Genomic DNA, 24,672 nt, shown 5'->3' with positions numbered 1-24,672 from the left:
TTCACTCCCGCGGCCGGTTTTTGCGGCGCTCGGTAAAAAGCCCAGTCTTGCCTCGGAAAATCCTAGGGCTGGCCTCCCTTGATCCCCTCAAGCAGCTATGGCACTTCTCATCATTACGCAGAATCACCCAGGCATCGGTCTCGCCTTATTAGGGCTGGCCGGTGCGCAGTTTGGAGTTCTGCGCTTGAATAAACAAACAAAGGAAAGCAAATGAAGAAATCAAACCTACTCGTCCTGGCCGCGGTGGCATCGTCCTGTCTCGTAATTGGACCAGCCAATGCGCAGCAGCTCTTCAAAGCCGAAGTAAACACGGTCAGTGTCATGACCAATGATTCCGGGGGATTATCCTATAGCCATTATGGCAATCGGCAGATCATTTCCGATGCGGCTGCGGCATCAGGATTAACCGACCTGACCGGGCTTCGACTGGTTTATAACCTGACAGCAGATGATTTGGAGGTGGTGAGCGGAACGAACGACACCCTCATCGCTACCCCGATCGCCTTTTCGGGCGGCGTTGCCCTTGCCAAAACCAATGGGACAGTTGTCGAGCGTCTATCCTGGGTGTTTTTGGGAACCAACACCGTAGCCGCCGGCACGCTGAGAGCAAGAGAAACCTCGCATTTCGGGACAAGTAACGAACTCACGCATTTCTCATTGATCGGCAGCTTGCAGTTTGCAAGTCCGGCCAGCGACACCAACGGCGCAGCGATCTACTCCGGGAATATCTCAGCCGGGCCGTTTGCCGGTCCCGATCATGACGACCGGAGTCATGGTGAGCGTGGTCATGGTGAGCATGGTCATGGTGACTAAAGCGCAACCTGCAAATCGTCCCCTACTTTGGCGCTGAACGCGGATAGTGAGCGCACGAGAGAGGGTTCAGCCCAGGCTGGGCCCCCTCTCAGGGCACTCGCAGGCGGTAGAACAGGGCCGGGGAGTTGGTCGCCGTGTTATCCGTGAACGAGGCGCCGCCACTATCGAGCGGCAGGATTTGCAGCAGTTGCCAGTCCGATAAGTTCGTGGAGGACAGCACGGAGACCTGGGTTGCGCCAGGGCAAGCAATCGCAAATTGGACTTTGCCATCCGGGAGGATGGTCACTGAGCCTGGGGTGACGGTCGGAGCGTCAATGATGCTAAAGGGCGCCTGGCTAAGAGCCGATAAGGCCGCGTTAGTCGTGCTGGAGACTTGGATCGAGTAATCGCTACCGGGGACGATGTCAAAACCAGGCTGCCACTCATAAGCCCCATTGCTGGGCACGTTGGCAGCGATATTTTTTACGAGGGCGCCGCTCTTGTAGAGGTCAATATTGATGTTTTCCGCCAGATCATCGCTCCAACGGATGAAGTATTGCACTCCGCGCTGTAAGGCCTCGCCGCCGTTGGGGAAGGTCAGGCTGATAAATGGCGGCACGGTCTGAAAGGCGCCATCTGACCAGTCGCTGGCGCCGCCTTCGTTGATCGTCTTGGCCCGGTAATAATAAGTCGTATTGGGCGCAGCGCCGTTCCAAACGTAATAGGCATCAGTCTGATAAGAGACTGAGACGAGGTTGGAGGAGAAATCGGCGTTGGTGGAGATTTGGAGTTGGTAGGAGCGAGCGAAGCCTTTGGGGGACCAGGAGAGCAAGACGGGCAAGGCATGGTTTACCGAGTACGTGTTCCCGGTTGTCGCGAGCACCGGCGCAACCACGTCATACGGCTGAATGCCGGGGTAATTCTCGACTTGGTCCAACAGCGGGGGATAGGGGACATCAGGAATGTCCGGATAGCAGAAGATGAACTCGCCAAAATCGTTGCCTTGGGTGGTGAGCGTGACCGCCGCGCTCAGCTTCTGAGTGACCGGATTATAGGTCGTTGATTGCGGAAGGAACAACCCCTGCCCGGTCGTCTGCCGGTAATAGACCGTAAGGTTGGTGGGGTCGGAGAAGCCAAAGCTCTGCGCATCGAAGTTTATTACCCCTCCCAGCGTGACGATGGCGTTTTCGGTCAGGCTCACCCGCACGGGTAAGACACGCGGCTCCTTCCCCTGGAACAACGGGTACACAGGCGCGTAGGGGCTGCGTGTGACGGTCAGGATGTTGTAGCCGCCCGCGCCATTCTGCACGTCGATCGAGACGCCGGTCTGGCCAAAGCTGTAGCTGTTGCCGTTGGCCAATTCGAGAACCGAAACGGTTGTTGCCTGCGACTCTGGAGGGTAAGGAAAGCGGAAAGAGCGATAGCTGACGACATTGGTATCATCAAATTTCATCTGGAACACCACATTGGTTCCAGCGACTTCGGTGCAGGCGGCTGTCGTGATGTCCGGAAGCCCGCCCCAGCCGATAAAGGTGTTGCCGTTGGCCATGCGCTGGGCGCTGCCCTGGAAAGGTCCGGAAATGCCGGGGTTCGGGGTGTAAGTCCAGATGCGGGTGGCAATTTTGTTGGTTTCATCCAAAGCATATTCCTGGATTCGTGAAGTGCTGGCGGTTTGGCCGAACTGGCTGTTGTTATAGAGTAAAACATCTCCATTGGGCAGCCGGTTAATGTCATGGCTCTGAAAATCACGGATGCCTTCCTGCTGCGACACTCCCACAAAGGTGAATTGGTTCTCGACTCCCCCCAGGTGCCACAGAATGGCCCCGGTCTGCCGGCTGATCTTTTTGACCCAATCAGGAGTGCTCACCACGAGGTTGCCGTCGGTGTCCAGGAACACGCAGTTGAGGTGGAACTCCGAAATGACCGAAGCCGTTGAGTTGACCCACTGGCTGGTAAAGGGATAGTGGTCCCACGCGCGCCACTGGAAAACCACGTGGCGCTGCGCATCCAACTCCTGAATGACCGCGCCCGAGACTATGGCAGCGGGATTGCCGCCGGGGACAACCTGGCTCATATCCACCTGGCTGAGGTAATACCCGATCAGGAGCACATCTCCATTGGGCAACATTTGAAAGTCGTGCGCCTCGGCAACATACCCGTTTCCGGCCTGAATGGTCTCCTTTGGCGAATAATTCTGGTCGAGGATTTGGTGAACGACATCGCCGCCCCCGGTGTAGCTCAAGGCGTGAATCTGCTGGGCGTAGTGAAGATAGCCATTGGGCAGCACCTTAAAATCCCAGCAGGCATTGGTGAGCTTTTGATACCAAACCGGGGTGCCGTCATTAGTGAGGACCATCGCATAGTAACCGACACCGGGCGCGGGCAGGCTCACCCCTTGAAAGATGCAGCCATCCGCCACGGCTGCCGGATAATTGGTGGTGACTGTGAGGGTCGGGAAATCAGCCGGCAGTTGGGCGCTTGCCCTAAAGCAAAGCAATCCAGCCAGGGCTGCCAAGATACAGGTGGTCGGGTGTTTCATGAAAAATTCGTCCTCTGCACAGGTTCAGGCCAGCCGGGCTTCAAGGGCTGGCCGGACTCCAGTTTTGACCGAGGATGCCAAAATCATTGAAATCGACTTTGCCGTCGCCGTTGAGGTCACCGGGCAGCCCGGATTGTTGCTGAAGCCAATTGCCCGTCAGGATGCTTAGGTCCAGAAAGTCCACCCGGCCATCCAGGTTCAAATCGCCCACCGGCGAGCTGAACAGGGTGATATTGGCCAAATAGACATTGCCGCTTGAACCGCCGAGGTTAAAGAGCAGATTGGCGGAAAAATCAGAGGGCTGCTGCATGGTGAAACGGTAGCGGTAATGCGCGAGGTTAGGCGTCAGGAACGGGGGACTGATCTGGCTGTAATCAGTAAAGGGCAAGGCGCTTTGCGCGAGTCCCACTCCGATATAACGGGGCTGGTCCGACCAGGCATCAAACTGCAGCACGTACTGTCTGCCCTGAACCAGAGCCAGGCTGCTTTGGGCCACTTGCACGGCTGTCAGGCTCGCGCCTCCATCGACAATAGAAACTTCCGCACCGCTGCTGCTGGTGTCCCAAGCCGCATCCCCTTGGCCGCTGAGATACAAAGCCCAATCCACCACCTCTTGAGAAAAATCGCCATTTTGCACCAGGTTCGACCCGGGAGGAACGATGTTTACGCTGACGCTTGCCTCATTGGAAAAGGGGCTTTCCACGCCATTCTTACTGACCGCCGTGACGCGGAAATAATAAAGCGCATTCTGCAGGTTGGATAATTGCTTGAGGGTTGTGACAGATTCGGCCAGCACATTGGTCGGGTGGGGGGAAGGTCCACCGTAAATCCGGTAGTAGGCCACGTTCGTGTCTCCGAACTTGTTAAAAATCAGCGTGAGATTATCCACCTGCGGCTCGAGTATGAGATAAGGGACGGCCACCACGCCGTTCCAAGGCAAACGAAATGCGCGGTAGGCATCCGAACCTGGCACCATGCTCAATTCAAAATGTTTCACGCCGTTGGTATCGACTTCAATGGCCTTGGGATAATACGGGCGGACAAAGTTAATGAGGGTGTTGCCGCTGGGCAGACGCTGGGCGTTTCCCAGCCAATAGGTGTAGGCATCCGGTGTATCGCGATATTGCCAGACCAAAGTGGCGATCATGTTGGTCAAATCCAGTTGGTACTCCACAGCTCGGGATATTAGAGGAGTATGGTAATTGCCATTATCAAACACCATATAATGCCCGTTACCAAGGGCGCTGATGTTGTGCTGAAAACTGGTCCCATTGAATGAGTCATTGGTAAACGTAAAGCTGCTGCGCGCGCCGCTCAGGCGCCAGATGATGTCCCCGGAATTGTGGTCGATTTTGGTCACCTCGCTCAGGTGGCGGGCCGATACGAGGATATTGCCATCCTCGTCGATGTCGATGCCGTTCATGTGGGGGAAATCCGTGTTGCCGTTCTCATCGGAAATATTGTAGTTATCCCAGGCCCGCCACTGGAGGATCTGGTCGCCCGCTGCGGTGAACTCCTGGACCACGGTTTCCCGCACAATGGAATTGGGATAGCCATTGGTCACATATTTGGTCATATCGACGATACTGTTCTGGTAGCCGATCATGAAATAAGTGCCATCGGGCTGGATTTTCAGCTCATGACCGTCGGTGAGATAGCCGTTTGTGGTGAGATAAGTCTTTAGATAATTGAAGTTTTGGTCAAAAGCCGGAAAGCCGGTATCGTCGGAAAGGCACCAGGTAATCATCCCGTTTTTCTGGATTTTGAAATCGTACATGCGTCCCCGGCTGTACCAGACAGGCAGGCCATTGTTATCCATGATCATGGTATAAGGAGGGACGCCGTCCAAACCGTTCTCTAGGAAAAGGTCTCCAGGAGAAGGGTTGGTGTTGGAAGTGATGACAACCTGTGGAAAATCGCTTGGCACGGAAACCCCGTTGCTCATCAGCACCGCTTTGGTGGCGAGCCGGCTGCTTGGGGCCGCAGGGGGTGGCTGGGTGATGGCGTCATCCGAAACCAGGGTTGCCCAATCGGAGCGGTAGGCGCCGCGCACCGCCAAGGGCAAGGTGCCGGGCATCGGCGCAGTCACCATGAACTGGTATTGATACGGCTGCACATTCCCCGCCGCTCCGGGCTCGACCTGCGGATTCAGCGTAACGGTCACCAACTCGTTCATGGCGAAATACGTCTCCATCACGAACATCACCGTTTTGCCGTCACTGGCCACCCGGGCGGTTCCGGTGTGCAATCCGCTTTGCGCTCCGCTCACACTGATAAAGCCTGACGCCAGATTGGTTACCTGTGCCGGGGTGATACCCACAAAGCGGACCAATATATAACGCGTCTGCTGGGAAACATACGGGGAGCCTGGCATCGGTGATAAATACAGATAACCTGCCTGGCGGGCAGGACTCTGGCCTAAAAGGCAATGCGGCGCCCAGAGCAGGGCAAGCGCTAGGACTGTGACACAGAAGTTTCGAGACAGAGGGCCTCTTCTCCCGACCTCTGTCCTGCAAAGGAGGAGAGGGAATTGCTTTCCTATGCGCGTGACGAACCTTAGTTGCCAGTTTACTAGTGCAAAAAACAGAAGAAATCGCCTCAGCATAGACCTAAGGGCTTCGTACCCGGTAAAACCGCATTTGATTAGTCCCCACCGGCTCGCTGTGATTGCCACTGGAATCCCCTGTATCAACCCATGGGCCATCTATGGCATCGGCGCTCTGCAGCTCCCCGCCATTGAACAGCACGGTCATCACGCCATTTTGAAGCGTTGTGCCGAGGATCGAGGGACCAACGGGGCCTGCAACAAAAATGGGCCGGATAGGGCTCTCGGCAAATGCGCTCACCACTCCGCCTCGGCTGAGGTTAGCAGACACCCTCACGTTGGCCGCTTCGCTGAGTTGCAAGGCGCACAGTGTTCCCGCCGGACCGGGGATAGCCGCAGGCACTGTCGGGTCCCATAAGCCGCCCAATTCCAATGTAACGCCGCTCGAATTCAGTCCGGGCAGGGTATCGTTGGGCCTGTCCGCAGGATTAGCAAGTGGTGTGTAATCACTCGCACTCCAATCGATATTGGTCCCAGCACCGGCCAGAATATGATCCCGGAATGAGGCAGGAAAAATCCCGTAGCCTGTGGCTCCGGCCTTGCTCTCTCCACGTATAAACCCGCAGATGCCCACGATTTGGCCGCGATCGACCGAGACATCCAGCGCAAAAGCCCTAACGAGTTCGCCAGCGGTGCACTCATAGGTGATCCAGGCAACCCCGTTGCTGTTTTGCACCGAGACGCGCACCTCGCACCAGGCGGGAGCAGCTAAAAGCAATCCAATGCAAAATCCCAGAAGTGTTCCCCTTTGCATCATGGGAATCCCATGGTTGCACAGGGCTTCTGGTTTCCAAGTAACCTGGTTGGCTGATGCACACGACAAAGGACGCGACGTAAGGCAATCAGGTTACACATCCGCGCAAATCTGCCAAATCAGCGAGTCCTGCTCCTTAAGGCATCCACAACGCCGCGCACGGCCCTCTCATCGGTTGTCTTCCAATTGAACTCCGGCGGGTGCAAGCTCCCGCCCATGAATACCCGCAAGTTGCGGTAGGTCATGCGGCTTTCCACTGCGGCCCGGACGCTCAGATGCACTTCGTTGATGCCTGTCTCCGCTACGATTCGTTCTATATTGCGCGGCGTAATGCCGCCGCCCGGCAGAATAATGATGCGCCCTGCGGCCTGCTTTTGGAGAGCGGCGATCTGCTCGAGGCCTTCCAGGCAAGAGGCCTCCTGGCCGGAGGTCAGCACGCGGTCGATTCCCAGGCCGATCAATTCTTCCAGCCCCTTTTGCGGGTCGCGGCACATATCGAAAGCGCGGTGAAACGTCACATTCAGTGGCCGGGCCAAGGCAACCAACTCGGTGGCGCGCGCGCGGTCGATGTCGCCCTCAGCGGTGAGGCATCCAAAGACCACTCCATCGGCCCCGAGGTCCTTGGCCGCCCGGATGTCCTCGCGCATGACTTCGAATTCCTCGTTCGAATAAAGGAAATCTCCTCCGCGGGGCCGGATCATGACCTGCAACCCGATCTTGAGTCCGCGCCGAACAATTTTAATGCAGCCAGCACTCGGAGTGGTGCCCCCTTCGAGGAGGTTATCGCAAAGCTCGACACGGTCGGCCCCACCCCGCTGGGCCGCAAAGGCGCCGGTGGCCGAATCGACGCAGATTTCAACGCGCATCATGAGCGGCATCGTAGCAATCCAGGAACGGTATGGAAGTTTTCTTGTCAGACAAACACCTATTCCAAATTGAGAGTTTATCCGAATGCAATTTGACGGCGCTCGGACATGCTCGCGCCGTGAAACGACCCGATAAACCAACTGCTCATCTCCTGGATCATGCCGTGGACGTGATGTTCCGCATATATATCTGATGCGGGGCGATTGCAGCGCCGCCGCGCGCGCCATGCTGAGCCAGCCGCACATCGATGAGGCCGCCATCGAGGACTGCGCCCGGCTTGATGACGCCCTGGCCAAAGCTTATCGCGACCTGCAAAGCTCCATCCGCAACATTCAGCGGGCCAGGGCTCGTCGCGGCAGGACGGCCAGGTAAACCTGCGCCGGCGCCTGCCCAAGGCATGGTCTCAGGCTGCGGGGTGCCAGCCGGCGTCTGCCCACAACGAGCCGCTCACTGCCGCGTTCGAGATCATGAAGCAAATCGCGTCGGCTATCTCCTCTGGCTGAATCAGGCGGCGCAGTTGCGTCCGGGGAATGATATTCTCCTCGATAAACTTTTCACCCAACGCCCGGACCATGGGGGTGTCGGTAAACCCCGGATGAATGACTCCGCAGCGGATACCATGAAAGACGGCTTCCATCATCAGCGTCGCTGCAGCCCCTTCCAGGCCCGATTTGGTGGCCGCATAGGCTATCTGGCCCTTGTTCCCTCGAGAGGACACTGACCCGATGAAGATGACCGTCCCTTGCAGCGGTTCGGTGGGTTCCCATCGTTTGAGACCCTGCCGTGAGCGCCGTTGCGCAATGCCGACGACCATTTCGAGTGCCCAATAGACCGGCGCAATCAGGTTAATTTCAACCACCTCGCGGAAGGTCTCCACCGGGTAGATCGAGACCTGTTGGGTTTGCTTATCCATTTTGACCGCCAGACCGTCCCGGGTGATTCCAGCCGCCGGCACACAGATGTTCACTTCACCGTATTTGGCCTGTGTCTCCCGGTAAACCCGGCTGCGGAACTGCGCATCGGTAACATCTCCACTGTAGCCCGAGGCGATGGGGCATCCGGCCAATTCGTTGAGCGCCCGGGCAACCGGTTGCACCGCCTCCGAGCGATCGACCAGGGCCACCCCGGCCGCTTTGCGCTTGGCCAGTTCCAGCGCCAAGGCTCGCCCGATACCCCCTGCCGCGCCAGTGACAACCGCCACCGCTCCCTTGATGTTCATGGCTTGCCTTTCGTTTCCATTGTGAACCCATTATTGTGCGATTGCACAATGAAAGCAATATCCAATCGCTGATTGCTTTGTCAAGGATTGGCTTCAGTCGAAGCCCTCCCAACCGGCAGAAGGAACCCCGTTGGAAGAATTCCGGCACTGCCGGGGCGTGGCCGCTTTGCCGATAGAAGTTGTTGTGCGACTGCGAAATCCAAGTTTCACTTGCCGGGGGGCCGCCCGGGATTTAATGTGAGGCGACCATGGAATCGGACCCGAAAGACAAACGGTTGGAGATCAAAAAATACCCCAACCGGAGGTACTATGACGCGACCCACAGCCGGCATCTGACCCTGGACGAAATCCGCACGCTCATTCAGCAGGGCTATGATTTGAGAGTCGTTGATGCCCCGACGGGCGCCGACATCACGGCGCAGGTACTGACGCAGATTATTCTCGAGTTGGACACCCCCAAGGTCGATTCGCTGCCTGTCCCGCTCCTGATGCGCCTGATTCGCATGAACGACCAATTAGTCAAGGATTTCATCGAGAAATACTTCAACCAGGCCCTCAAGTCCTTTCTCGATTACCAACAGCAGGTCGAAGAACAAATCCGCCGCACCCACGGCCTGCCCTCCCTTTTCCCCTCCGTATCGGCCTGGACCAAGGCGATGCTGGGCCCGTTGGCCGCGGGCTTTGCGAGCCGGCCTCAAGAGCCCTCGACGCCAGCGGCTCAGGCGGCTGCGCCGGCCGACACGGCGGAAATGCAACGGCGGCTTCGGGAGCTGGAAACTCAAAACGAGCGGCTCCGGCGAAAGCGAGGGCGCAAAAAGCCGGTCCGCCGCCCTAAGAAAGGGCGTTAAAAAATATTTGTGCAAATGCAAAAATATTTGTTGACAAGTTTGCCGATTGGGAGTTAAATGAGCAACAGAGACTAGGGCTGCTTCGTGGTGAAGCGGCAATAGCCGCCGAAATGATGGAGCTGAAAAACATCATCACTCGCCAGGGCAGGTCGCGCCGGTTGAGGGAAATTTTGCATTCGCAGCAAAGCGGCTCGCATCCAAAACAAGAAAGGAGCAACAATCAATGAAAACCAATACAACGAAGGAAAAAGACACCATGTCGGACATGGCCGACACGGCGATGAAGAATTATGAGCAAGCTGTCCGCACCGGCTTGAAACTTCAGGAGGAAGCGGGCAAATGCTGGACCTCGATGCTGAATCAGGCCACGTATTCCCAGGACTGGCAGAAGCAGTTCACTCAAATGACCGGAGTGGCCAACAACCTCATGCCCCTGGCCCAGCAGCGGATGGAGGACTTCATGGCGCTGCTCGAAAAGAACGGCCACGCCAGCACCGAACTCATGAAGAAAGCCGTCGAAGCCGCCCAGACCCCCGGCCTGGCCGAAAGCCAGACCAAGTGGATGGAGTTTTGGACGGCCTCGCTGGGGGCCGTTCGCTCGAATGCGGAGGCGGTTGGTGAGATGAGCAGCAAGGCGATTGATTCGTGGATCGACTTCGTGCGCAAGACCAGCGACGGCGCCCAGACACGTGCCCGGACCGCCTGAGCGCGCCCAGGTCGCCAACCTTAACCTAATCCCTGCCATGAATGACGGAGTGTATCTCGCTGGCGGCGTGAGGACCGCCATTGGCGCCTTTGGCGGCGCTTTCGAATCGGTCTCGGCGCCGGCGCTGGGCAGCGCGGTTGCCAAAGCGGCGGTCGGCCGGGCCGGCGTGCCGGCCGGCCAGATCGATGAGGTCATTTTTGGCAATGTGGTCAGCGCCGGCCTTGGGCAGAACGTTGCCCGGCAGGTAGCCATCGGCGCCGGATTCGATCCGGGAATCGGCGCGATGACACTCAACAAAGTCTGTGGTTCGGGCCTCAAGGCGGTCATGGTGGCCGCCCAGGCCATTAAATCCGGCGATGCCGCAGCGATTGTCGCCGGAGGCACCGAGAATATGTCGCGCGCGCCGTATCTGCTGGAGAAAGCGCGCGTGGGCTATCGCATGGGCAATGGGGAACTGGTCGATGCGATGATCCGCGACGGTCTTTGGGATATTTATCACAACGTACACATGGGCATTTGCGGGGACCGTTGCGCGGAAAAATACGGGTTCACACGCCAGCAGCAGGACGAGTTTGCCATTGCCAGCTTCCGCCGCGCGCTCGAAGCGGCCAGCAAAGGCATCTTTGCTCGCGAAATCGAGCCCGTTCAGGTCAAAGCCGGCAAAGAGATCGTCCGGATTGCCGAGGACGAAAATCCTAAAAAGTTTAATGAGGAAAAGCTGCGCAAACTGCGCCCCGCATTCGGTGAAAAGGGAACAATTACAGCCGGGAACGCTTCGAGCATTAATGATGGAGCGGCCGCCGTCGTGGTGCTTTCGCGCGAAAAGGGAAAGGAGCTTGGAATCAACCCGGCGGCCCGAATCATGGGTTATGCGTCGTTTTCTCGGGAGCCGGAATGGTTTACCCTGGCGCCCATTGGAGCAATCGACAGGCTGTTGAAACGGCTCTCGATCAGCGTCGATGAGATCGACCTTTTTGAAATTAACGAGGCCTTTGCCGCTGTTCCCCTGGCAGCAATGAAGGAATTGGGCATCCCCCATGAGAAGGTCAATGTGCATGGCGGCGCTGTGGCTTTGGGGCATCCGATAGGGGCAAGCGGAGCGCGCACGCTGGTGACCCTGCTCAATGCCTTAAAGGAGCGTGGCAAACGCATCGGGGTCAATTCCCTCTGCATAGGCGGGGGAGAGGCTGTGGCTATGGCGGTTGAACTTTGCTCGAATTATGACTGAGGAGTTTGAGAAAGCAGCCTCCGAAGCGGCCGGGTTTCAAAAAATCTGGGTCGAAACGATGTCCAAGATGATGCAGGCGGCCTTTACGTTCACGCCGAACTCACCCCCGCCCGAAGTGATGCGCCAAATCCGAGGGGGAATTTTCCAGGCGCTGGCTGCCTCATGGGATGAATTCATGCGCTCACCCCAATTTCTGGACGGCATGCGCCAATGGATGGAAAACGCGATCACCTTCCGCAAACTGAGCAATGATTTCATGGGCCGCGTCCGCAACGAAACACAGGCCCCTTCCCGCGGCGATATTGATACGGTGATGCTGGCGGTAAGGCACATGGAAAAGCGGCTTTTGGACCGCATCGATCAACTATCCGGTGAGGTGGAACAACTCAAGAAAACCATCGGCCAGCCTGCCTCCAGGGCAGGGGTAGCCAGGCGGGGGCCGGCCAAGGGCCGGTCTGCCAAACCCACGGCTCGGGGCAACAGCGCCAACAACCGGAGAGCCGCGCCATGAACCAAAGCTTTTCCCATCCTTGGGTGCAGTGGCAACAGGCACTCTGCGATGAGACCGCAGCGGCCGTCGGGCGCATGACGCATCTGCCCACCCTCTGGCAGCGCGCCCAGCGGGTTCGAAAAGGAGTCACCCCCGCCGAAACCGTCTATGAAGAGGACCGGCTCAAACTCCGGCATTATATCAGCGCCGAAAAACCGCGTTACAAGACGCCTTTGGTGTTTATCTACGCCCTGGTCAACAGGCCCTACATCCTCGACCTGAAGAAAGGCCGCAGCGTGGTGGCCAATTTCGTCGAACAGGGCTTCGACACCTACTTGGTGGACTGGGGCATCCCGACTCCCGCCGACCGGCACCTGACTTTGGACGATTACATCAATGGCTACATGGTCAACGTCATGGATTACCTGCGGGAGCGGACGGGCGCCCAAAAGCTCAATGTGCTGGGCTATTGCATGGGAGGCACCATGAGCGCGATGTTCACCGCCTTGCACCAGGACCGCGTCAAAAATCTTATCCTCCTGGCCGCTCCGATCGATTTTTCAAGCCAGGATAGTCTGCTCAACGTCTGGACCCGGCCCGAGAATTTCGATGTGGACCGTTTCGTGGATGCGTTTGGCAACTGCCCGCCGGATTTCCTCCAAGCCACATTTCTATTGCTGCGGCCAGTGGGCAATGTGCTCGAGAAACCGGTGAATTTTTTTGAGCACATGCACGAAGAAAAGTTCATCGAGGATTTTTTGACAACTGAGACCTGGCTGCAGGACAACATCCCCGTGCCGGGCGAGGTCTATCGGCAATTTGTAAAGTACCTCTATCAAAAGAATCTGCTGACTCAGAACCGAATGCCGGTGGGCAAACACATTGTCAATTTGCGGAACATCACCTGCCCGGTTTTGACCATCATGGCGGGCAAAGACGACCTGGTGCCCTGCTCGCAAGGCACGCCCTTCAATGATTTGGTCGGGTCCAGAGACCGCAAAACGATTCTGCTCGAAGGCAGCGGGCATATTGGCTTGGCCATTGGCGGGCGCGCCCAGAAGGAAGTTTGGCCTCAAGCCTGCCAATGGCTGGCGGACAGGATTTAGGACACTCTGCGGCGGGGAGGGGCGTGTGTTGTCCGAACCGCCGTGGCCGGGCGTGGTCCCCCACGCCTGAGGCAGACAGGGGTAGCGCAGGCCATCGGGGCCTGCGCTACAGGGGAAAGGAGGAGGGATGAATTATGAAGGATGAATAGAATTGCCGTCCTCGTGCTCGTGGTCGTCCGCGTTCTCGAAAGCCCTGAAAAATCGAGGACGAGATCGAGGAGGTGGTGTCGTCTATTTTCAAAACACGCTCTCAGTTTCTTTCCCGTTCAACCTTCATAATTCATCCTTCACCCTTGCTGTGGAGGGTTGGCAAGCCAAACGGCATGCAGGCTTCTGACAAGCTGGACCAGGTCCTGAAACCCCGGCGGCTTGATCAGGTAAGAATTGGCGCCAATGTCGTAAGCGCGCTGAATGTCGGCCTTTAATTCCGAGCCGGACAGAACGACCACAGGAATCTTCCCCAGCTCGGCATGATTGCGTATCCACCCAAGGATTTCGAAACCGGTTGCGCGCGGCATCTTGAGGTCGAGCAGAACCAGGGAAGGTCTCTGGTAAACCTGGCGGTCTGCAAACAATCCTTGGCCGCTCAAATAAGCGATCGCCTGCTCCCCATCATTGACATTATGAAGCAGGAATTCGGCGCCCGCCCTTCGGGCAGCGGCGCGCAGCAGTTCCGTATCATTCGGATCGTCATCGATGTGCAGCACGGTGGCCACGCAAATGGGGAGCCGCCTTTTACCTCGGGAACCGTCCCGGGAGGTGGCCGGTGTGGTAGCAAGTTGCTCGTTCATAATGATCAAATCGGTACACGCCACCACGCTTTGAGGGTTCACAGCAGCCTTGTGCCCGATAATCAGGGAAGGGTACTACCGGAATTACCGCGGCAAGTCAAAGAAAAGTTCCTCGCCGGCTATTCACCGAATATTCTCAACGCGCCAGGGTCTCGGTTCGCGCGGCACTCGGAGAAGCCGGCCCGGTGGGCGTGCGATTGATCTCGCTCCAGTAGGTCTCGAAGCGTTGAATCATGTTGACCATTTGCGCGAACTCAACCGGCTTGACCAAATAAGAATTGGCACCCAGTTCATAAGCCCGATCAACATCAGCCTGAAGATTCGAGGAGGTGAGCACCACCACCAGCAGCCGTTTCAACTCCGCCTCCGCCCGAACCCACCGCAATACCTCAAATCCATCGGTGGCGGGCATTTTCAGGTCCAGCAGCAGCAGGAAGGGGATCGGAAACCGTTCCCGATTGGAAAAGTTGCCCTGGCCGCTTAAGTACTCGATGGCCTCATCTCCGTCGCGAACAACTTTCAGGGACTGCTGCAAGCCGGCCTTCTCAAAGGCGCGCTGGATGAGCAACACGTCGTTCGGGTCATCTTCAGCCAGGAGAATGAATTGGTTTTTTCGCATAGTTTACCTCGTTCACCAGACTGCCTGTGCGACATCATAAGCTCTGCGCGAGCATTGGCAAGAGCCTTGGAAACGTTTGGGGTGAACACCCAGTTCCAGTTTTGCGCCCTTCGGCCATAATCTGTATGTCCTGACAAACCTGTCACTGCTCAATGCAAACAGCGGTAGAGTCAGGAAAATGAGCGGCCCCCAAGTGGAGCCGCTCTTATAGTTTCCGGGTGAGGAATACACCCCATATTCTTCGGCGGCCCGAAACGCCATAGTGGCCAGGTAACCAAACGAAATCAGCACCTGTTCTTATGCCAAATATCAGCGTATTGCTTGTGGACGATCACAATGTAGTTCGGCAGGGCCTCAAAGCCCTTTTAACCGCCGAACCCGACATCACAGTGGTGGGTGAGGCCCAAACAGGGCGCGAGGCGGTTAATCTCGCGGAACGATTCCACCCCGAGGTGGTCGTCATGGACCTGGCGATGCCGCTGCTCAACGGCTGGGAAGCCACCCGCCAGATTCTTCGGGCTGTGCCCACTGCCAAAATACTCATCCTCTCGACCTACGATGATGATGACCATGTGCAACAGGCCATTGCCGCCGGAGCCGCCGCCTACCTGATTAAGCAGACCGCCGCTGCTGACCTGGTCAAGGCCATCCGCGAGGTGAAAAAGGGCAATGCCTATTTCAGCCCCGCGATTGCCCAACGGCTGCGGGAGCAAACCTGCAAGTCGTTGGCGGGTGATTCCTCAGGCAAGCCGGCCAATGTCGAACTCACGCTGCGGGAAGCCGAGGTGCTGCAACTCATTGCCGAGGGGTTTGCCAACAAACAAATCGCCGGCGAGTTGGGATTGAGTGTCAAAACAGTCGAGAAACACCGTCAGCAAGTGATGAACAAATTGGATATTCATGACACCGCCAGCCTTGTGCGGCACGCCGCCGCCCGGGGCATCATTGAAACCAACCTTGCCGGCGTGCCGCAGCTCTAAGGAAGCCTGAGCATCACGATCGGATCGGTCAGCTTAACCGGATAGGGAAGCCGGATACGCAGGTTGTCCGGCTGTTCCGGAACGTTATCCTCGCTAAACGTCCAGCCGCCGCTCCAAGCCCATCCGGTGCCCCATCCAGGCCCTCCATTCTCTGCCAGAATGCTGGGAGTCGGGCCGTCCGGCGCCACGATGGATGCCGAACCGCTCCGCTCTGGGATCCCATCGCCGGAAGGCCCCGCTGCTTGCGGTGAGCGCGCGGACGCCGCCGAAAACCCAAGCGCGCCGCCCTCAAGCCCGCTTGGGACTGTCGAGGCTACCAGCGGGATAATGCCCATATTCAAATCCTGGTCGTGCTGCAGCATCGCATTGATGAGGTCGTTCGAAGCGCCCAGGTCCCTTAGGTATATAATTTGGCCGGACTGCAGATTGAAGGTGCCTGCAGCGCTGCCTACGTAAGCAAGCGTTACGTCATCGTCGATCCCGGCGCGTGTCATCTTGATGACCTCGGCCAGCCAAGGGGAGACATAAGCCCCAGGTTTCGCTTGGGTTGAGTCGATGCTCTGATAAAAGAGCGGCGAGGGGGCAGAAGTCCAATTGGTCGCCTGTGCATTTTGGCTGCCCGGTGGAGGCAGGCCTGGAAGTTGCTGGGCTGGAGTAAGACTGGGGACCTGGCAAATTGCTGTGGTGCTCGTCAGGGCTATTGCCAGGACCCATCCGGTTGTCATCCGCGCTTTCATAAACCACCTGGTCCGTTTCGGTTCGTTCTGTTCTGTTACAGATTTGACTTGGGCCCGCCGCGCCGTATTCATGGCGAGTGCTCCGGGCTTGCCACAGGCCCCGGACAGGTTATCGTCACCGTGCGGTTGGGTTAAGCCCCCGCATCCCTTTTTGACGATGAAACCTCGAGTACGTTTTGCCCCAAGTCCCACCGGGTTCCTCCATATCGGCGGCGCCCGGACAGCCTTGTTCAATTGGCTTTACGCGCGCCACACCGGCGGGGCCTTTATCTTGCGTATCGAAGACACCGATGTGGCCCGCAACACTCAGGAGGCGGTTGATGTCATCCTGAATGGATTGCGTTGGCTCGGACTCGACTGGGACGAAGGACCCATCAGCGGGGAAGTCACCGGTTCAAGCAAAGGCTCTTATGGCCCTTACTTTCAGAGCCAGCGGAAGGAGAATTACCAGCGGCGTGTCGAGGCGCTTTTGTCCCATGGGCTGGCCTATGAGGATGAAGGGGCCGTCCGATTCAAAATGCCGCGCGAGCCCATTACGATTCCCGACCTGGTCGTCGGAGAGGTCCGGCGTGAGTTGACTGACCGCGAGCAAAAGGACCCGGATTTTGTTATCGTGCGCTCGGACGGCCAGCCGGTGTTTCATTTGGTCAACGTGGTGGACGACCTCGAGATGAACATCACCCATGTGATTCGCGGCGAAGACCATCTGAGCAACACCGCCAAACATATCGCCCTGTTACGCGCCTTCGGTATCGAGCCGCCCCAATACGCCCATATCCCCCTCATCCTGAATATCGACGGCACCAAGATGAGCAAGCGCGACAGCGGCGCGTCGCTGGCTGCTTACATCGACGAGGGGTTCGTTCCCGAAGCCGTTGTCAATTATCTCTGCTTGCTGGGGTGGTCACCCAAGAAAAATCGCGAGAAGATGCCCATCACGGAAGTTATCGAGGCCTTCGACCTCCCTCAAATTCTGCGCCACAACGCCCGGTTCGATATGAGCAAATTAACCTGGCTCAATGGAGAATACGTACGCGACATGGACGCCGACCGCTTTTATGAACTGTCGGTTCACGCTCTGTCGCGCGCGGGTTTGGACACGGCCCGTTTCCCGGTCGCTTACGTCAAAGCCGCCCTCGATACCTGCAAGGGCAAGTTCAAACTCTTCAGTGAATTGCCCGCTTACGCCGGATTCTATTTCAAGGAAGAAATCCAATATGACCCCGAAGCGGCAGCGAGGGATTTCAACCCGGAGAACAAGCCGCGCCTGGCCAGATTGCGGGAGGCGCTGGGAAATCTCGCTCCGTTCGAGCCCGACCCGATCGGCAACACCTTGAAAACAGTCGCCGCTGAACTCGGGGTTAAGCCGGGCGTGCTGGTCCATCCCACCCGGCTGGCCTGCTGTGGGAGCACTGCCGGCCCGAGCCTTTATCATCTACTGGCAATTTTAGGCAAAGACCGCGCCTTGCAGCGCATTGACCGTGCCTTGGCCCACATGAGCTAACGGGACCTCAGAGTGCGAGATTGCGATTCTTGGCCCGGGAATCCTCCGCTAGACGCCCTTTAAACTCGAGATACTTCTGTTGCAACCCCGGATTCGACACCGCCAGTATCTGCACAGCCAGCAAGCCGGCATTGCGCGCCCCACCAATGGCCACCGTTGCCACCGGAACCCCGCTGGGCATTTGGACAATAGACATCAGAGAATCGAGCCCTTTGAGGAACTTGCCCGCAATGGGCACCCCAATAACCGGCAATGGTGTGAACGCCGCCGCCACACCCGGCAAATGCGCGGCGCCCCCTGCCCCGGCTATCAGGACGCACAGCCCGCGCTTATGAGCGCTGCTGGCGTAGCGCGCCAGGTCCTGCGGCGCCCGATGCGCCGAAATCACCCGCACCTCGTGGGCAATGCCAAATTCTGCGCAGGCATCCGCAGCCGCTTTCATCGTCGGCCAGTCCGAATCGCTCCCCATCAGGATGCCAACCCGCGCCGTGTCCTTGGAAATCTTCTTTTTTTCCGCCATAAATCGTTCGCTAGCTTCGTGCGCTACTGCTCTTCTCGCAAGAGCAAATCTGTGCAGATGAAGCGGCAGACGAAGCAGCGGGAGATGACGAGTTCGATGCAACCGGCTAAGAGCGCGTTTTGAAAATGGACGGCGCCCGCTCCTCCTCGTCCTTCGTCCTCGATTTTCAGGTCCTTCGACCACGAGCACGCGGACGAATGGCGGCAATTCTATTTTTAAAACAGGCCCTAACCGGCAACATTCAGGCAGCATTCGGCAGCGTCATAATCTGTGCTTGCAATCGAGCAGGAACGGTTTATCACAACTTTTGCGATGACAGGAAATCCCGAAGGCCGGCAATTCTGTTTTTAAAACAGGCTCTTAGGAGAAATCATAGTGAAGATTGGCTTTCACACCGACGCGTTTAATTCCGCCTATTGGTCCTTCGATAAGTGTCTCGCCTGGGCCAGGCAAAATCGAGTCCACTTCATCGAGTGCGGGCTCATTGACGGGGTGAGCTGGATTCATGGCCTGGGCTACCAGCCGCACGTGGCGCTGTATGAAGACCCCGTGTTGCTCCGCAGCAAGATGGATAAGTTCGGCGTGCAATTCTCCCAGGTCGATGCCGCCTTCCCGCTCTCCGGCGAGGATGGCCCGCTGCGCGGCGTGCCTTACGTGATGAAATCAATCGCCTGGGCTGCGCAGACCGGCTGTCCGCGCGTCGATACTACCGACGGACTGCACCAGCCCGAGGGCTTGCCAGATAAAGAATCCCTGGGGCTGATGAAACGCAGCTACGAGCAGATACTCAAGGTAGCCGAGGCCCACCGCGTGACTGTGAACATCGAGCCGCATGGGTACTTCACTACGAATCCGGAGATGATGGCCCGGATGCTGGCCTTTAGCCCCAGCCCGTTTCTGCGGATGAATATGGACACGGGCAATACGTTCATTGCCGGCCGTGATCCAGTGGCATTCCTGAAGCGCTTTATACGCAAGACCAGCCACGTTCATGTGAAGGATGTCTCTGAATCGCTGGCCCAAGCGGTTCGAGGCGGCCAGACAGGCATTGCGGTTAGTCACTGCTCGCTTGGCGAGGGTGTAAATGCCCAGAATATACGCCGGTGCCTGGCGCTGCTTCGGGATGCCGGGTACAACGGCGTGTTGAGCATTGAATGCGAAGGAGCAGGTGGGCCGTTGATCGAGAAATCGCTCGCCTGGCTGCGGAAAACGCTGAAAGAACTGGGCATCAAGGAAAGTTGTTGAAAACGATGTGGGGCAGGCTCATCATCACTTGACTTCTTTATGGCAACGCAATTGCAGCTCATCCAATCGGACGGCATAACCCGCCGCAATTTCCTCAAGACCTCCACCGCCGCTGCTGCGGCCACGGCGCTGGGCACGCTGGACCTTGCCCGCAGCGCGCACGCTGCCGGCAGCGGTGTCATCCGGGTTGGCATGATCGGGTGCGGCGGCCGCAACACCGGCGCAGGCGCCCAGGCGCTCCGGGCCGATCCTGGGGCGCGGCTGGTCGCGATGTGCGACATCTTTCTCGACCGGGTGAAACGGGCGCGCGAGGCCATCAAAAGCGATCTGGCGGGTTCGCAAAGGGCCGGCCAGGTCCAGGTGCCGGAGGATCAATGCCTGGTTGGATTCGAGAGCTACAAGAAGGTCATTGAGGCGTCGGACGTTGTCCTGATAGCAAACGCAGCGAAGTTTCATCCGCTCCATCTGATGGCCGCCATCCGGGCCGGCAAACATGTCTTTGTCGAGAAACCGCACGGCATCGACCCATACGGGATCAAGATGGTCCAGGCTGCCTGTGCGTTGGCCCGGGAAAAGAAGCTCAGTGTGCAGTCGGGTTTGCACAGCCGCCATCATCCCGGATATATCGAGACGGTCCAGCGCATCCACGACGGGGCCATCGGCAAGGTGGTGGGGATCGAGGAGAATTTCCTGCGCGCGCCCTACGGTGTTATCGGACGCGACCCCGGGCTGACGGAGCTTCAGTATCAGGTCAGCACGCAGTACCATTTCAACTGGTTGTCGGGCGACGACGTGGTGCAGTCGCTCGTCCACAATGTGGACCGGGCGAGTTGGGTGCTGCACAATACGGCGCCTGTTAAATGCCATGGGCTGGGGGGCCGCTCGACGATGGTCGAGGAGATTTATGGCAACGTGTTCGATCATCATGGTGTGATTTATGAGTTCGGCAATGGCGTGCGGATGTATGCATTCTGCCGGACCACCAACGGCTGCTACGATGAGTCTTCGAGCCTCGTCTTCGGCGCCAAAGGCAAAGCATCCATCCTGAATTGCCGCATCTGGGGCGCCATCAACTGGCGCTGGAGCGGTGGCGGAACGGACCCGCACCAGGTCGATCCGTACCAGATCGAGCACGACAAACTTTTTGCCGCGGTCCGTTCCGGCAATCCGATCAATGCGGGCGATTACATGGCGCGCAGCACCATGATTGGCATCATGGGCCAGATTTCCTGCTATACAGGAAAGGAGATTGCCTGGGATGAAATCAACGCCTCAGAGTTTTATTACCCGCCCAAGCCCGAGGATTGCCACGACGGCATGGAACCGCCCGTCACCAAAGGCGCAGACGGCAGCTATCAAGTCTATAAACCAGGACAGACCAAGCTCATTTAAATGAACACGAATTTTCGGCTCATTGCCTCAGGAGTCTTTCTTGGGTTCTGCCTGGCGGCTCCGGCGCAGAGCGCATCCGCGCCGTCCAAATCGGCTGCGCGCATCCTGCTGGTCACCGGCATCGATTATCCCGGGCACCTATGGAAGCAAACCGCGCCGGCACTTCGGGACTTGCTCGAGAAAGATTCACGCCTCACGGTGCGCGTCGTCGAGGACCCGCATTTCCTCGACTCCTGGGCCATTACCAATTATGACGCCATTGTCCTGCACTGGAAGAATTGGGAGGTGCCGGGCCCCGGGCAGGCGGCGCGCGAGAATCTGAAACGGTTCGTTGAGAACGGCGGCGGGTTGATGCTCACGCATTTTGCCTGCGGCGCTTGGTATGGCGAATGGCCGGAGTTCAAGAACCTTGCTGGCCGCGCCTGGTTCGGCCAGGAGGGGCGCCAGCATGATCCGCGCGGAAAATTCACGATCGCGATTGTGGACCAGGCGCATCCCGTCACCCGCGGCCTGGCTTCATTCCAGACCGACGACGAACTCTACACTTGCCTGACCGGTGATGCGCCCATCCACGTGCTGGCCCAGGCGCGGTCCAAGGTGGACGGCAAAGAATATCCGATGGCATTTGTCTTAAATTACGGCAAAGGCCGCGTGTTTCACACCACCCTGGGCCACGATGTCACAGCGCTGACCAACAATGCGGTGCCAGAGTTACTCCGGCGCGGCTGCGCCTGGGCGGCGGGCCTTGCGCCCAGGTCATAGCTTTGCCATTGGCACTGTCCAATTAGCGCACTGTCAATTGATCATAGACCGCCGTCACGCCTGGGGTGCGTTGGACGGAGGCGATGAGGGCCTGGTGCTCTTGCTCGTTCTGGACTGTGCCCCGCACGTAAGCGGCGCCGTTGACAATGCTGACGGACACGGACGGCAGGTCCGTCGGCGCGATTCCGTCACTCTTCAGGGTGCGAACGACCCTGTCGGCAAGGACTTGATCACCAGCGTTCGAGGCCTGCATGGTCAATGAGGGCGGAGGCGCCGTAACGACAGGGGCCGTGTTGGGCGTGGCAATCACCGGGGCGGGCGGGACGGTTTGTGGAGTTGCATAGACGGGCGCCGGTTGCCTGTAGGAGACCGATGGCGGATAGGTGACCTGCAACTCATCGTTCACAGCCACAACGCCGGCGGTATTTCTCACGGCCGCATCGACCATCTGCCGGTCTCTCTCGGTCGGCACCGTCCCTACCAATGTCACCGTCCCATTTTGAGCGATGATGCGCACATGCGAGGTGTTTGCAGCGAGGTCTCCATAGTGGTCAAGTTCCGAGCGGACGTCGCTCTCGATGGCTTGGTCCGACTGGGTTCCGATATAGGGGCTTGAAACTGTATTGTAATCCGAGCCTCCGTAAGGCGACGTGCAGCCTGCCGCCAATAATAAAACAGAAACGATAGCCAACGCACTAATGCTTTTCATATCCAACTCCTTTTTCTCTATAAACCTCCTTGATCCTGCCCGCGATGCCATGGGGTCTTTTATCCGCGCCCCAGGCAGGAGAACGCCCCTGCGCCGCTTATTTTCAAGCTTGCAAGTTGCTGTCCCGTGGCCCTCTCTTTGGCTTTCAGGATCAATGCAAGACCTAATCGCCAAAGCAACGACACTGCTCGAAGCCCTGCCGTACATCCAGAGATTTAGCGGCGCCACTTTCGTCATTAAATATGGCGGCAGCTTTATGGATTCGCCCGACCTTAAAGTCCGGACGGGTGTGGCGCGCGACGTGGTCTTTCTCGAAGCTGTCGAAATCAATCCGGTCGTTGTCCATGGCGGTGGCAAGGCTATCAGCCGGGCGATGGAGAAGGCCGGCCTTCACGCCAACTTTATTCAAGGGCAACGGGTCACAGACGCCGCAACGGTTCAGATAGTTGATGAGGTCCTCTCGCGCCAGATTAACCCGGAACTCGTCGCGGCCATTAACTCGATGGGAGGGGCTGCGCGGGGATTTGCGGGACCTGACATATTCAAATGCAAGAAGAAGGTGGTTGAAGGGCCTGGCGGCGAGCAGGTGGATATTGGGTATGTTGGTGAAGTCACTGAGGTGAACATCGGCCCGCTCTGCGACTGCATCGAGCAGGGCATTACGCCGGTGATCAGCCCGACAGCCAGGGGAGAGGATGGCCACATCTACAATTGCAACGCCGATGTGGCTGCGGCCCAAACGGCCATTGGCCTTAAAGCGCGCCGGCTGGTCTTTATGAGCGATGTGCCCGGCCTGATGCAGGACCCCAAACGGCCCAAGAGCCTCATTTCACAACTCAAAACCAGCCAGGTCGATGCGCTTAAAAGAGAGCGGGTCATCGATCAAGGCATGATCCCCAAGGTCGAGAGCGCCGTCGCGGCCATTCAGTCTGGCGTTGAAAAGGTTTCCTTCGTGGATGGCCGTGTGCCGCACGCGGTGCTCCTGGAGATTTTCACTGATGCAGGGATAGGAACCGAGATCATTTTGTAAAAGAGGCCGAGCGGGATGCTTCGCCCCGTTTAGAGTCGAAAATTTTTGCGGCGGCAGGGTGCTGAAACCTGCGAAGAGGCCGGAAGGAAAATTTTTCTAACCTCGGATGGCCTCGGATAGCCTCGGACAGGCGCAGACACAGGCGCGGAAGAAGGGTAGGGGGTGTCTGATGCCTTTGGGAGGAAGGGGGTGCGGTTTGTAGTGACAATTGGTGACATTTAGTGGCAACAGGTGACAACTGGTGACTTGGAGGCTGAAAGTCGAGATGCAGGTTGCCAGTGTTCGGGGGGGAGGGGCATGACTTGAGAGAAAATCGGTTTTTCGCAGCGCACCGGGCGAGTTTGGCACGGCCGGTGCTGAGAAAAAACGCGAAACGGAGTCCAAACCGATCACATCGCTTTTGTCGCGCAACCCACTCATTTTCAAACCCTTTCAACAAACGAGATTCCGCTCAACGGGATGACAGTGGTCCAGTATCCACTTCGAACCCTGCTGCACGCAGCAATTCGAAAGCGGACTCACGAATGATGACCCTAAGGCAAAGGACCAGAGAAAATCGCGCTTCTCGCGATGATTCACGGTACCAATGAAAAGGCCTAATCCCATGCCAGGGAGAACAGGCCTCCCCGGTGGAGCAAGGCTCCTGATAGGCTCAGCCAGCACTTCAAATCTTTCAGCCGAAGCCCTTCCTGCTTGATAGGCCCGCTCCTCCACTTGTCCCGCTATATCAGCCGTCGGAATTCCGGGCGCGCTCCCTTTAGCCTTGTTGCAGGTAGGGCATACTACATCCGGGAGATCCCATTTGCACGCACCATCGCATTGGTACCTGAGGTCACTTTGCTCCGCCGTAAAAACCTTCACATGATACAGTAAGTGTATCAAAGAAATGGCAATGCATCGTTACCAATATTTTTCACTATGCCGAATGCGAAGCCCATAATCCGTTCAGCACTTGGTCACCCGCGCAGCGTACAAAAATTGGAAGTCTTGCCCTACAACACCGAATCGCTTACCGCCACATGAAATGCTCCCTGCTGCCACGCCCGCAAAACACGCCCTCTACGAGGGGGACTCCCATTAAAATAACAATGATTCTGCTGAAAAACCCTGGGTCTTGGGCTTGACCAAACCAATCGATAAAGTTTTCCGACAAAGTTTCCGACAAAGGAAAGCAAGAGACGCCTGCTAAATGTCCAAACTCCCAGTCTCCCCTTCGGAGGAGCGGGAGA

23 protein-coding genes are annotated in these 24,672 nt (G+C 57.7%); 13 read left to right on the top strand and 10 right to left on the bottom strand.

From position 1 onward, the window contains the following. The first annotated feature begins 210 nt into the window (after positions 1–210). Entirely contained in the window at positions 211–813 is a 603-nt protein-coding gene (locus VG146_01485; GenBank protein ID HEV2391013.1) for a hypothetical protein, read from the top strand. A gap of 88 nt (positions 814–901) precedes the next feature. Here the strand turns inward: VG146_01485 and VG146_01480 are convergent, their stop codons facing one another. The 4 genes from VG146_01480 to VG146_01465 form a co-directional block, all read right to left on the bottom strand. Continuing rightward, positions 902–3,331 carry an aryl-sulfate sulfotransferase gene (locus VG146_01480; GenBank protein HEV2391012.1) on the bottom strand — a complete coding sequence of 810 codons (2,430 nt, stop codon included), beginning with the start codon at positions 3,329–3,331 and terminating at the stop codon, positions 902–904. A 40-nt stretch (positions 3,332–3,371) separates the two neighbouring features. Then, positions 3,372–5,705 carry an aryl-sulfate sulfotransferase gene (locus VG146_01475; GenBank protein ID HEV2391011.1) on the bottom strand — a complete coding sequence of 778 codons (2,334 nt, stop codon included), beginning with the start codon at positions 5,703–5,705 and terminating at the stop codon, positions 3,372–3,374. A gap of 235 nt (positions 5,706–5,940) precedes the next feature. Then, positions 5,941–6,693, bottom strand: a complete 753-nt coding sequence (locus VG146_01470; protein ID HEV2391010.1) for a hypothetical protein — start codon at positions 6,691–6,693, stop codon at positions 5,941–5,943. 116 nt (positions 6,694–6,809) lie between these two features. After that, positions 6,810–7,559 carry a copper homeostasis protein CutC gene (locus tag VG146_01465; GenBank protein HEV2391009.1) on the bottom strand — a complete coding sequence of 250 codons (750 nt, stop codon included), beginning with the start codon at positions 7,557–7,559 and terminating at the stop codon, positions 6,810–6,812. 190 nt (positions 7,560–7,749) lie between these two features. Between VG146_01465 and VG146_01460 the strand changes: the two genes are divergently transcribed. Next, positions 7,750–7,929 carry a hypothetical protein gene (locus tag VG146_01460; protein HEV2391008.1) on the top strand — a complete coding sequence of 60 codons (180 nt, stop codon included), beginning with the start codon at positions 7,750–7,752 and terminating at the stop codon, positions 7,927–7,929. A 31-nt stretch (positions 7,930–7,960) separates the two neighbouring features. On the opposite strand, the gene VG146_01455 is transcribed toward VG146_01460, so the two are convergent. Further along, positions 7,961–8,776 carry an SDR family NAD(P)-dependent oxidoreductase gene (locus tag VG146_01455; GenBank protein HEV2391007.1) on the bottom strand — a complete coding sequence of 272 codons (816 nt, stop codon included), beginning with the start codon at positions 8,774–8,776 and terminating at the stop codon, positions 7,961–7,963. Between the two features lie 248 nt (positions 8,777–9,024). Between VG146_01455 and VG146_01450 the strand changes: the two genes are divergently transcribed. From VG146_01450 to phaC, 5 genes are all read left to right on the top strand, one after another. Further along, positions 9,025–9,624: a polyhydroxyalkanoate synthesis regulator DNA-binding domain-containing protein gene (locus VG146_01450; GenBank protein ID HEV2391006.1), complete on the top strand. Its 600-nt coding sequence runs from the start codon at positions 9,025–9,027 to the stop codon at positions 9,622–9,624. Between the two features lie 223 nt (positions 9,625–9,847). Beyond that, positions 9,848–10,330: a hypothetical protein gene (locus tag VG146_01445; GenBank protein HEV2391005.1), complete on the top strand. Its 483-nt coding sequence runs from the start codon at positions 9,848–9,850 to the stop codon at positions 10,328–10,330. A 37-nt stretch (positions 10,331–10,367) separates the two neighbouring features. Beyond that, positions 10,368–11,558: a thiolase family protein gene (locus VG146_01440; GenBank protein HEV2391004.1), complete on the top strand. Its 1,191-nt coding sequence runs from the start codon at positions 10,368–10,370 to the stop codon at positions 11,556–11,558. Next, entirely contained in the window at positions 11,551–12,069 is a 519-nt protein-coding gene (locus VG146_01435; GenBank protein ID HEV2391003.1) for a hypothetical protein, read from the top strand. Before VG146_01440 ends, VG146_01435 begins: the two co-directional genes overlap by 8 nt. Next, the gene (gene phaC / locus VG146_01430; GenBank protein HEV2391002.1) at positions 12,066–13,154 is read left to right on the top strand and encodes a class III poly(R)-hydroxyalkanoic acid synthase subunit PhaC; all 1,089 of its coding nucleotides are present in this window, start codon (positions 12,066–12,068) and stop codon (positions 13,152–13,154) included. Before VG146_01435 ends, phaC begins: the two co-directional genes overlap by 4 nt. Before the next feature lie 287 nt (positions 13,155–13,441). Here phaC and VG146_01425 read toward each other — a convergent pair whose 3' ends face one another. Both VG146_01425 and VG146_01420 read right to left on the bottom strand, forming a co-directional pair. Beyond that, positions 13,442–13,945 carry a response regulator gene (locus VG146_01425; protein HEV2391001.1) on the bottom strand — a complete coding sequence of 168 codons (504 nt, stop codon included), beginning with the start codon at positions 13,943–13,945 and terminating at the stop codon, positions 13,442–13,444. 136 nt (positions 13,946–14,081) lie between these two features. Further along, on the bottom strand, positions 14,082–14,564 hold the full coding sequence (locus VG146_01420) for a response regulator (GenBank protein HEV2391000.1): 483 nt from the start codon (positions 14,562–14,564) through the stop codon (positions 14,082–14,084). A gap of 299 nt (positions 14,565–14,863) precedes the next feature. On the opposite strand from VG146_01420, the gene VG146_01415 reads away from it, so the two are divergent. Continuing rightward, positions 14,864–15,544 (top strand): response regulator transcription factor, encoded by a 681-nt coding sequence (locus tag VG146_01415; GenBank protein HEV2390999.1) that lies wholly within the window; start codon positions 14,864–14,866, stop codon positions 15,542–15,544. Here the strand turns inward: VG146_01415 and VG146_01410 are convergent. Continuing rightward, the gene (locus VG146_01410) at positions 15,541–16,281 is read right to left on the bottom strand and encodes a hypothetical protein (GenBank protein HEV2390998.1); all 741 of its coding nucleotides are present in this window, start codon (positions 16,279–16,281) and stop codon (positions 15,541–15,543) included. The genes VG146_01415 and VG146_01410 overlap by 4 nt on opposite strands. 157 nt (positions 16,282–16,438) lie before the next feature. Between VG146_01410 and VG146_01405 the strand changes: the two genes are divergently transcribed. Beyond that, positions 16,439–17,785, top strand: a complete 1,347-nt coding sequence (locus tag VG146_01405; protein ID HEV2390997.1) for a glutamate--tRNA ligase family protein — start codon at positions 16,439–16,441, stop codon at positions 17,783–17,785. 7 nt (positions 17,786–17,792) lie between these two features. Here the strand turns inward: VG146_01405 and purE are convergent, their stop codons facing one another. Next, positions 17,793–18,305, bottom strand: a complete 513-nt coding sequence (purE, locus tag VG146_01400; protein ID HEV2390996.1) for a 5-(carboxyamino)imidazole ribonucleotide mutase — start codon at positions 18,303–18,305, stop codon at positions 17,793–17,795. A 375-nt stretch (positions 18,306–18,680) separates the two neighbouring features. Between purE and VG146_01395 the strand changes: the two genes are divergently transcribed. The 3 genes from VG146_01395 to VG146_01385 are packed head-to-tail and all read left to right on the top strand — an operon-like array spanning position 18,681 to position 21,704. Beyond that, on the top strand, positions 18,681–19,550 hold the full coding sequence (locus VG146_01395) for a sugar phosphate isomerase/epimerase (protein HEV2390995.1): 870 nt from the start codon (positions 18,681–18,683) through the stop codon (positions 19,548–19,550). A 39-nt stretch (positions 19,551–19,589) separates the two neighbouring features. After that, positions 19,590–20,942, top strand: coding sequence for a Gfo/Idh/MocA family oxidoreductase (locus VG146_01390; GenBank protein HEV2390994.1), 1,353 nt, complete (start codon positions 19,590–19,592; stop codon positions 20,940–20,942). Then, entirely contained in the window at positions 20,943–21,704 is a 762-nt protein-coding gene (locus tag VG146_01385; GenBank protein HEV2390993.1) for a ThuA domain-containing protein, read from the top strand. Positions 21,705–21,726: 22 nt separating this feature from the next. On the opposite strand, the gene VG146_01380 is transcribed toward VG146_01385, so the two are convergent. Beyond that, positions 21,727–22,413, bottom strand: coding sequence for a BON domain-containing protein (locus tag VG146_01380; protein HEV2390992.1), 687 nt, complete (start codon positions 22,411–22,413; stop codon positions 21,727–21,729). A gap of 154 nt (positions 22,414–22,567) precedes the next feature. On the opposite strand from VG146_01380, the gene argB reads away from it, so the two are divergent. Further along, positions 22,568–23,443: an acetylglutamate kinase gene (gene argB / locus VG146_01375; protein HEV2390991.1), complete on the top strand. Its 876-nt coding sequence runs from the start codon at positions 22,568–22,570 to the stop codon at positions 23,441–23,443. Positions 23,444–24,672 lie beyond the last annotated feature (1,229 nt).

This window comes from Verrucomicrobiia bacterium (genome assembly GCA_035946615.1).
Lineage (GTDB): Bacteria > Verrucomicrobiota > Verrucomicrobiia > Limisphaerales > UBA8199 > DASYZB01.
Note: the sequence above shows the minus strand (reverse complement) of the source record. Positions and strands in the feature narration are given on the sequence as shown.

What these genes read in the sequence shown, in the direction of transcription:
- VG146_01485 (HEV2391013.1), top strand. Translation starts at nt 211, where the DNA reads ATGAAGAAATCAAACCTACTCGTCCTGGCCGCGGTGGCATCGTCCTGT.
- VG146_01480 (HEV2391012.1), bottom strand. Translation starts at nt 3,331, where the DNA reads ATGAAACACCCGACCACCTGTATCTTGGCAGCCCTGGCTGGATTGCTT.
- VG146_01475 (HEV2391011.1), bottom strand. Translation starts at nt 5,705, where the DNA reads ATGCCAGGCTCCCCGTATGTTTCCCAGCAGACGCGTTATATATTGGTC.
- VG146_01470 (HEV2391010.1), bottom strand. Translation starts at nt 6,693, where the DNA reads ATGATGCAAAGGGGAACACTTCTGGGATTTTGCATTGGATTGCTTTTA.
- VG146_01465 (HEV2391009.1), bottom strand. Translation starts at nt 7,559, where the DNA reads ATGATGCGCGTTGAAATCTGCGTCGATTCGGCCACCGGCGCCTTTGCG.
- VG146_01460 (HEV2391008.1), top strand. Translation starts at nt 7,750, where the DNA reads ATGCGGGGCGATTGCAGCGCCGCCGCGCGCGCCATGCTGAGCCAGCCG.
- VG146_01455 (HEV2391007.1), bottom strand. Translation starts at nt 8,776, where the DNA reads ATGAACATCAAGGGAGCGGTGGCGGTTGTCACTGGCGCGGCAGGGGGT.
- VG146_01450 (HEV2391006.1), top strand. Translation starts at nt 9,025, where the DNA reads ATGGAATCGGACCCGAAAGACAAACGGTTGGAGATCAAAAAATACCCC.
- VG146_01445 (HEV2391005.1), top strand. Translation starts at nt 9,848, where the DNA reads ATGAAAACCAATACAACGAAGGAAAAAGACACCATGTCGGACATGGCC.
- VG146_01440 (HEV2391004.1), top strand. Translation starts at nt 10,368, where the DNA reads ATGAATGACGGAGTGTATCTCGCTGGCGGCGTGAGGACCGCCATTGGC.
- VG146_01435 (HEV2391003.1), top strand. Translation starts at nt 11,551, where the DNA reads ATGACTGAGGAGTTTGAGAAAGCAGCCTCCGAAGCGGCCGGGTTTCAA.
- phaC (HEV2391002.1), top strand. Translation starts at nt 12,066, where the DNA reads ATGAACCAAAGCTTTTCCCATCCTTGGGTGCAGTGGCAACAGGCACTC.
- VG146_01425 (HEV2391001.1), bottom strand. Translation starts at nt 13,945, where the DNA reads ATGAACGAGCAACTTGCTACCACACCGGCCACCTCCCGGGACGGTTCC.
- VG146_01420 (HEV2391000.1), bottom strand. Translation starts at nt 14,564, where the DNA reads ATGCGAAAAAACCAATTCATTCTCCTGGCTGAAGATGACCCGAACGAC.
- VG146_01415 (HEV2390999.1), top strand. Translation starts at nt 14,864, where the DNA reads ATGCCAAATATCAGCGTATTGCTTGTGGACGATCACAATGTAGTTCGG.
- VG146_01410 (HEV2390998.1), bottom strand. Translation starts at nt 16,281, where the DNA reads ATGAAAGCGCGGATGACAACCGGATGGGTCCTGGCAATAGCCCTGACG.
- VG146_01405 (HEV2390997.1), top strand. Translation starts at nt 16,439, where the DNA reads ATGAAACCTCGAGTACGTTTTGCCCCAAGTCCCACCGGGTTCCTCCAT.
- purE (HEV2390996.1), bottom strand. Translation starts at nt 18,305, where the DNA reads ATGGCGGAAAAAAAGAAGATTTCCAAGGACACGGCGCGGGTTGGCATC.
- VG146_01390 (HEV2390994.1), top strand. Translation starts at nt 19,590, where the DNA reads ATGGCAACGCAATTGCAGCTCATCCAATCGGACGGCATAACCCGCCGC.
- VG146_01385 (HEV2390993.1), top strand. Translation starts at nt 20,943, where the DNA reads ATGAACACGAATTTTCGGCTCATTGCCTCAGGAGTCTTTCTTGGGTTC.
- VG146_01380 (HEV2390992.1), bottom strand. Translation starts at nt 22,413, where the DNA reads ATGAAAAGCATTAGTGCGTTGGCTATCGTTTCTGTTTTATTATTGGCG.
- argB (HEV2390991.1), top strand. Translation starts at nt 22,568, where the DNA reads ATGCAAGACCTAATCGCCAAAGCAACGACACTGCTCGAAGCCCTGCCG.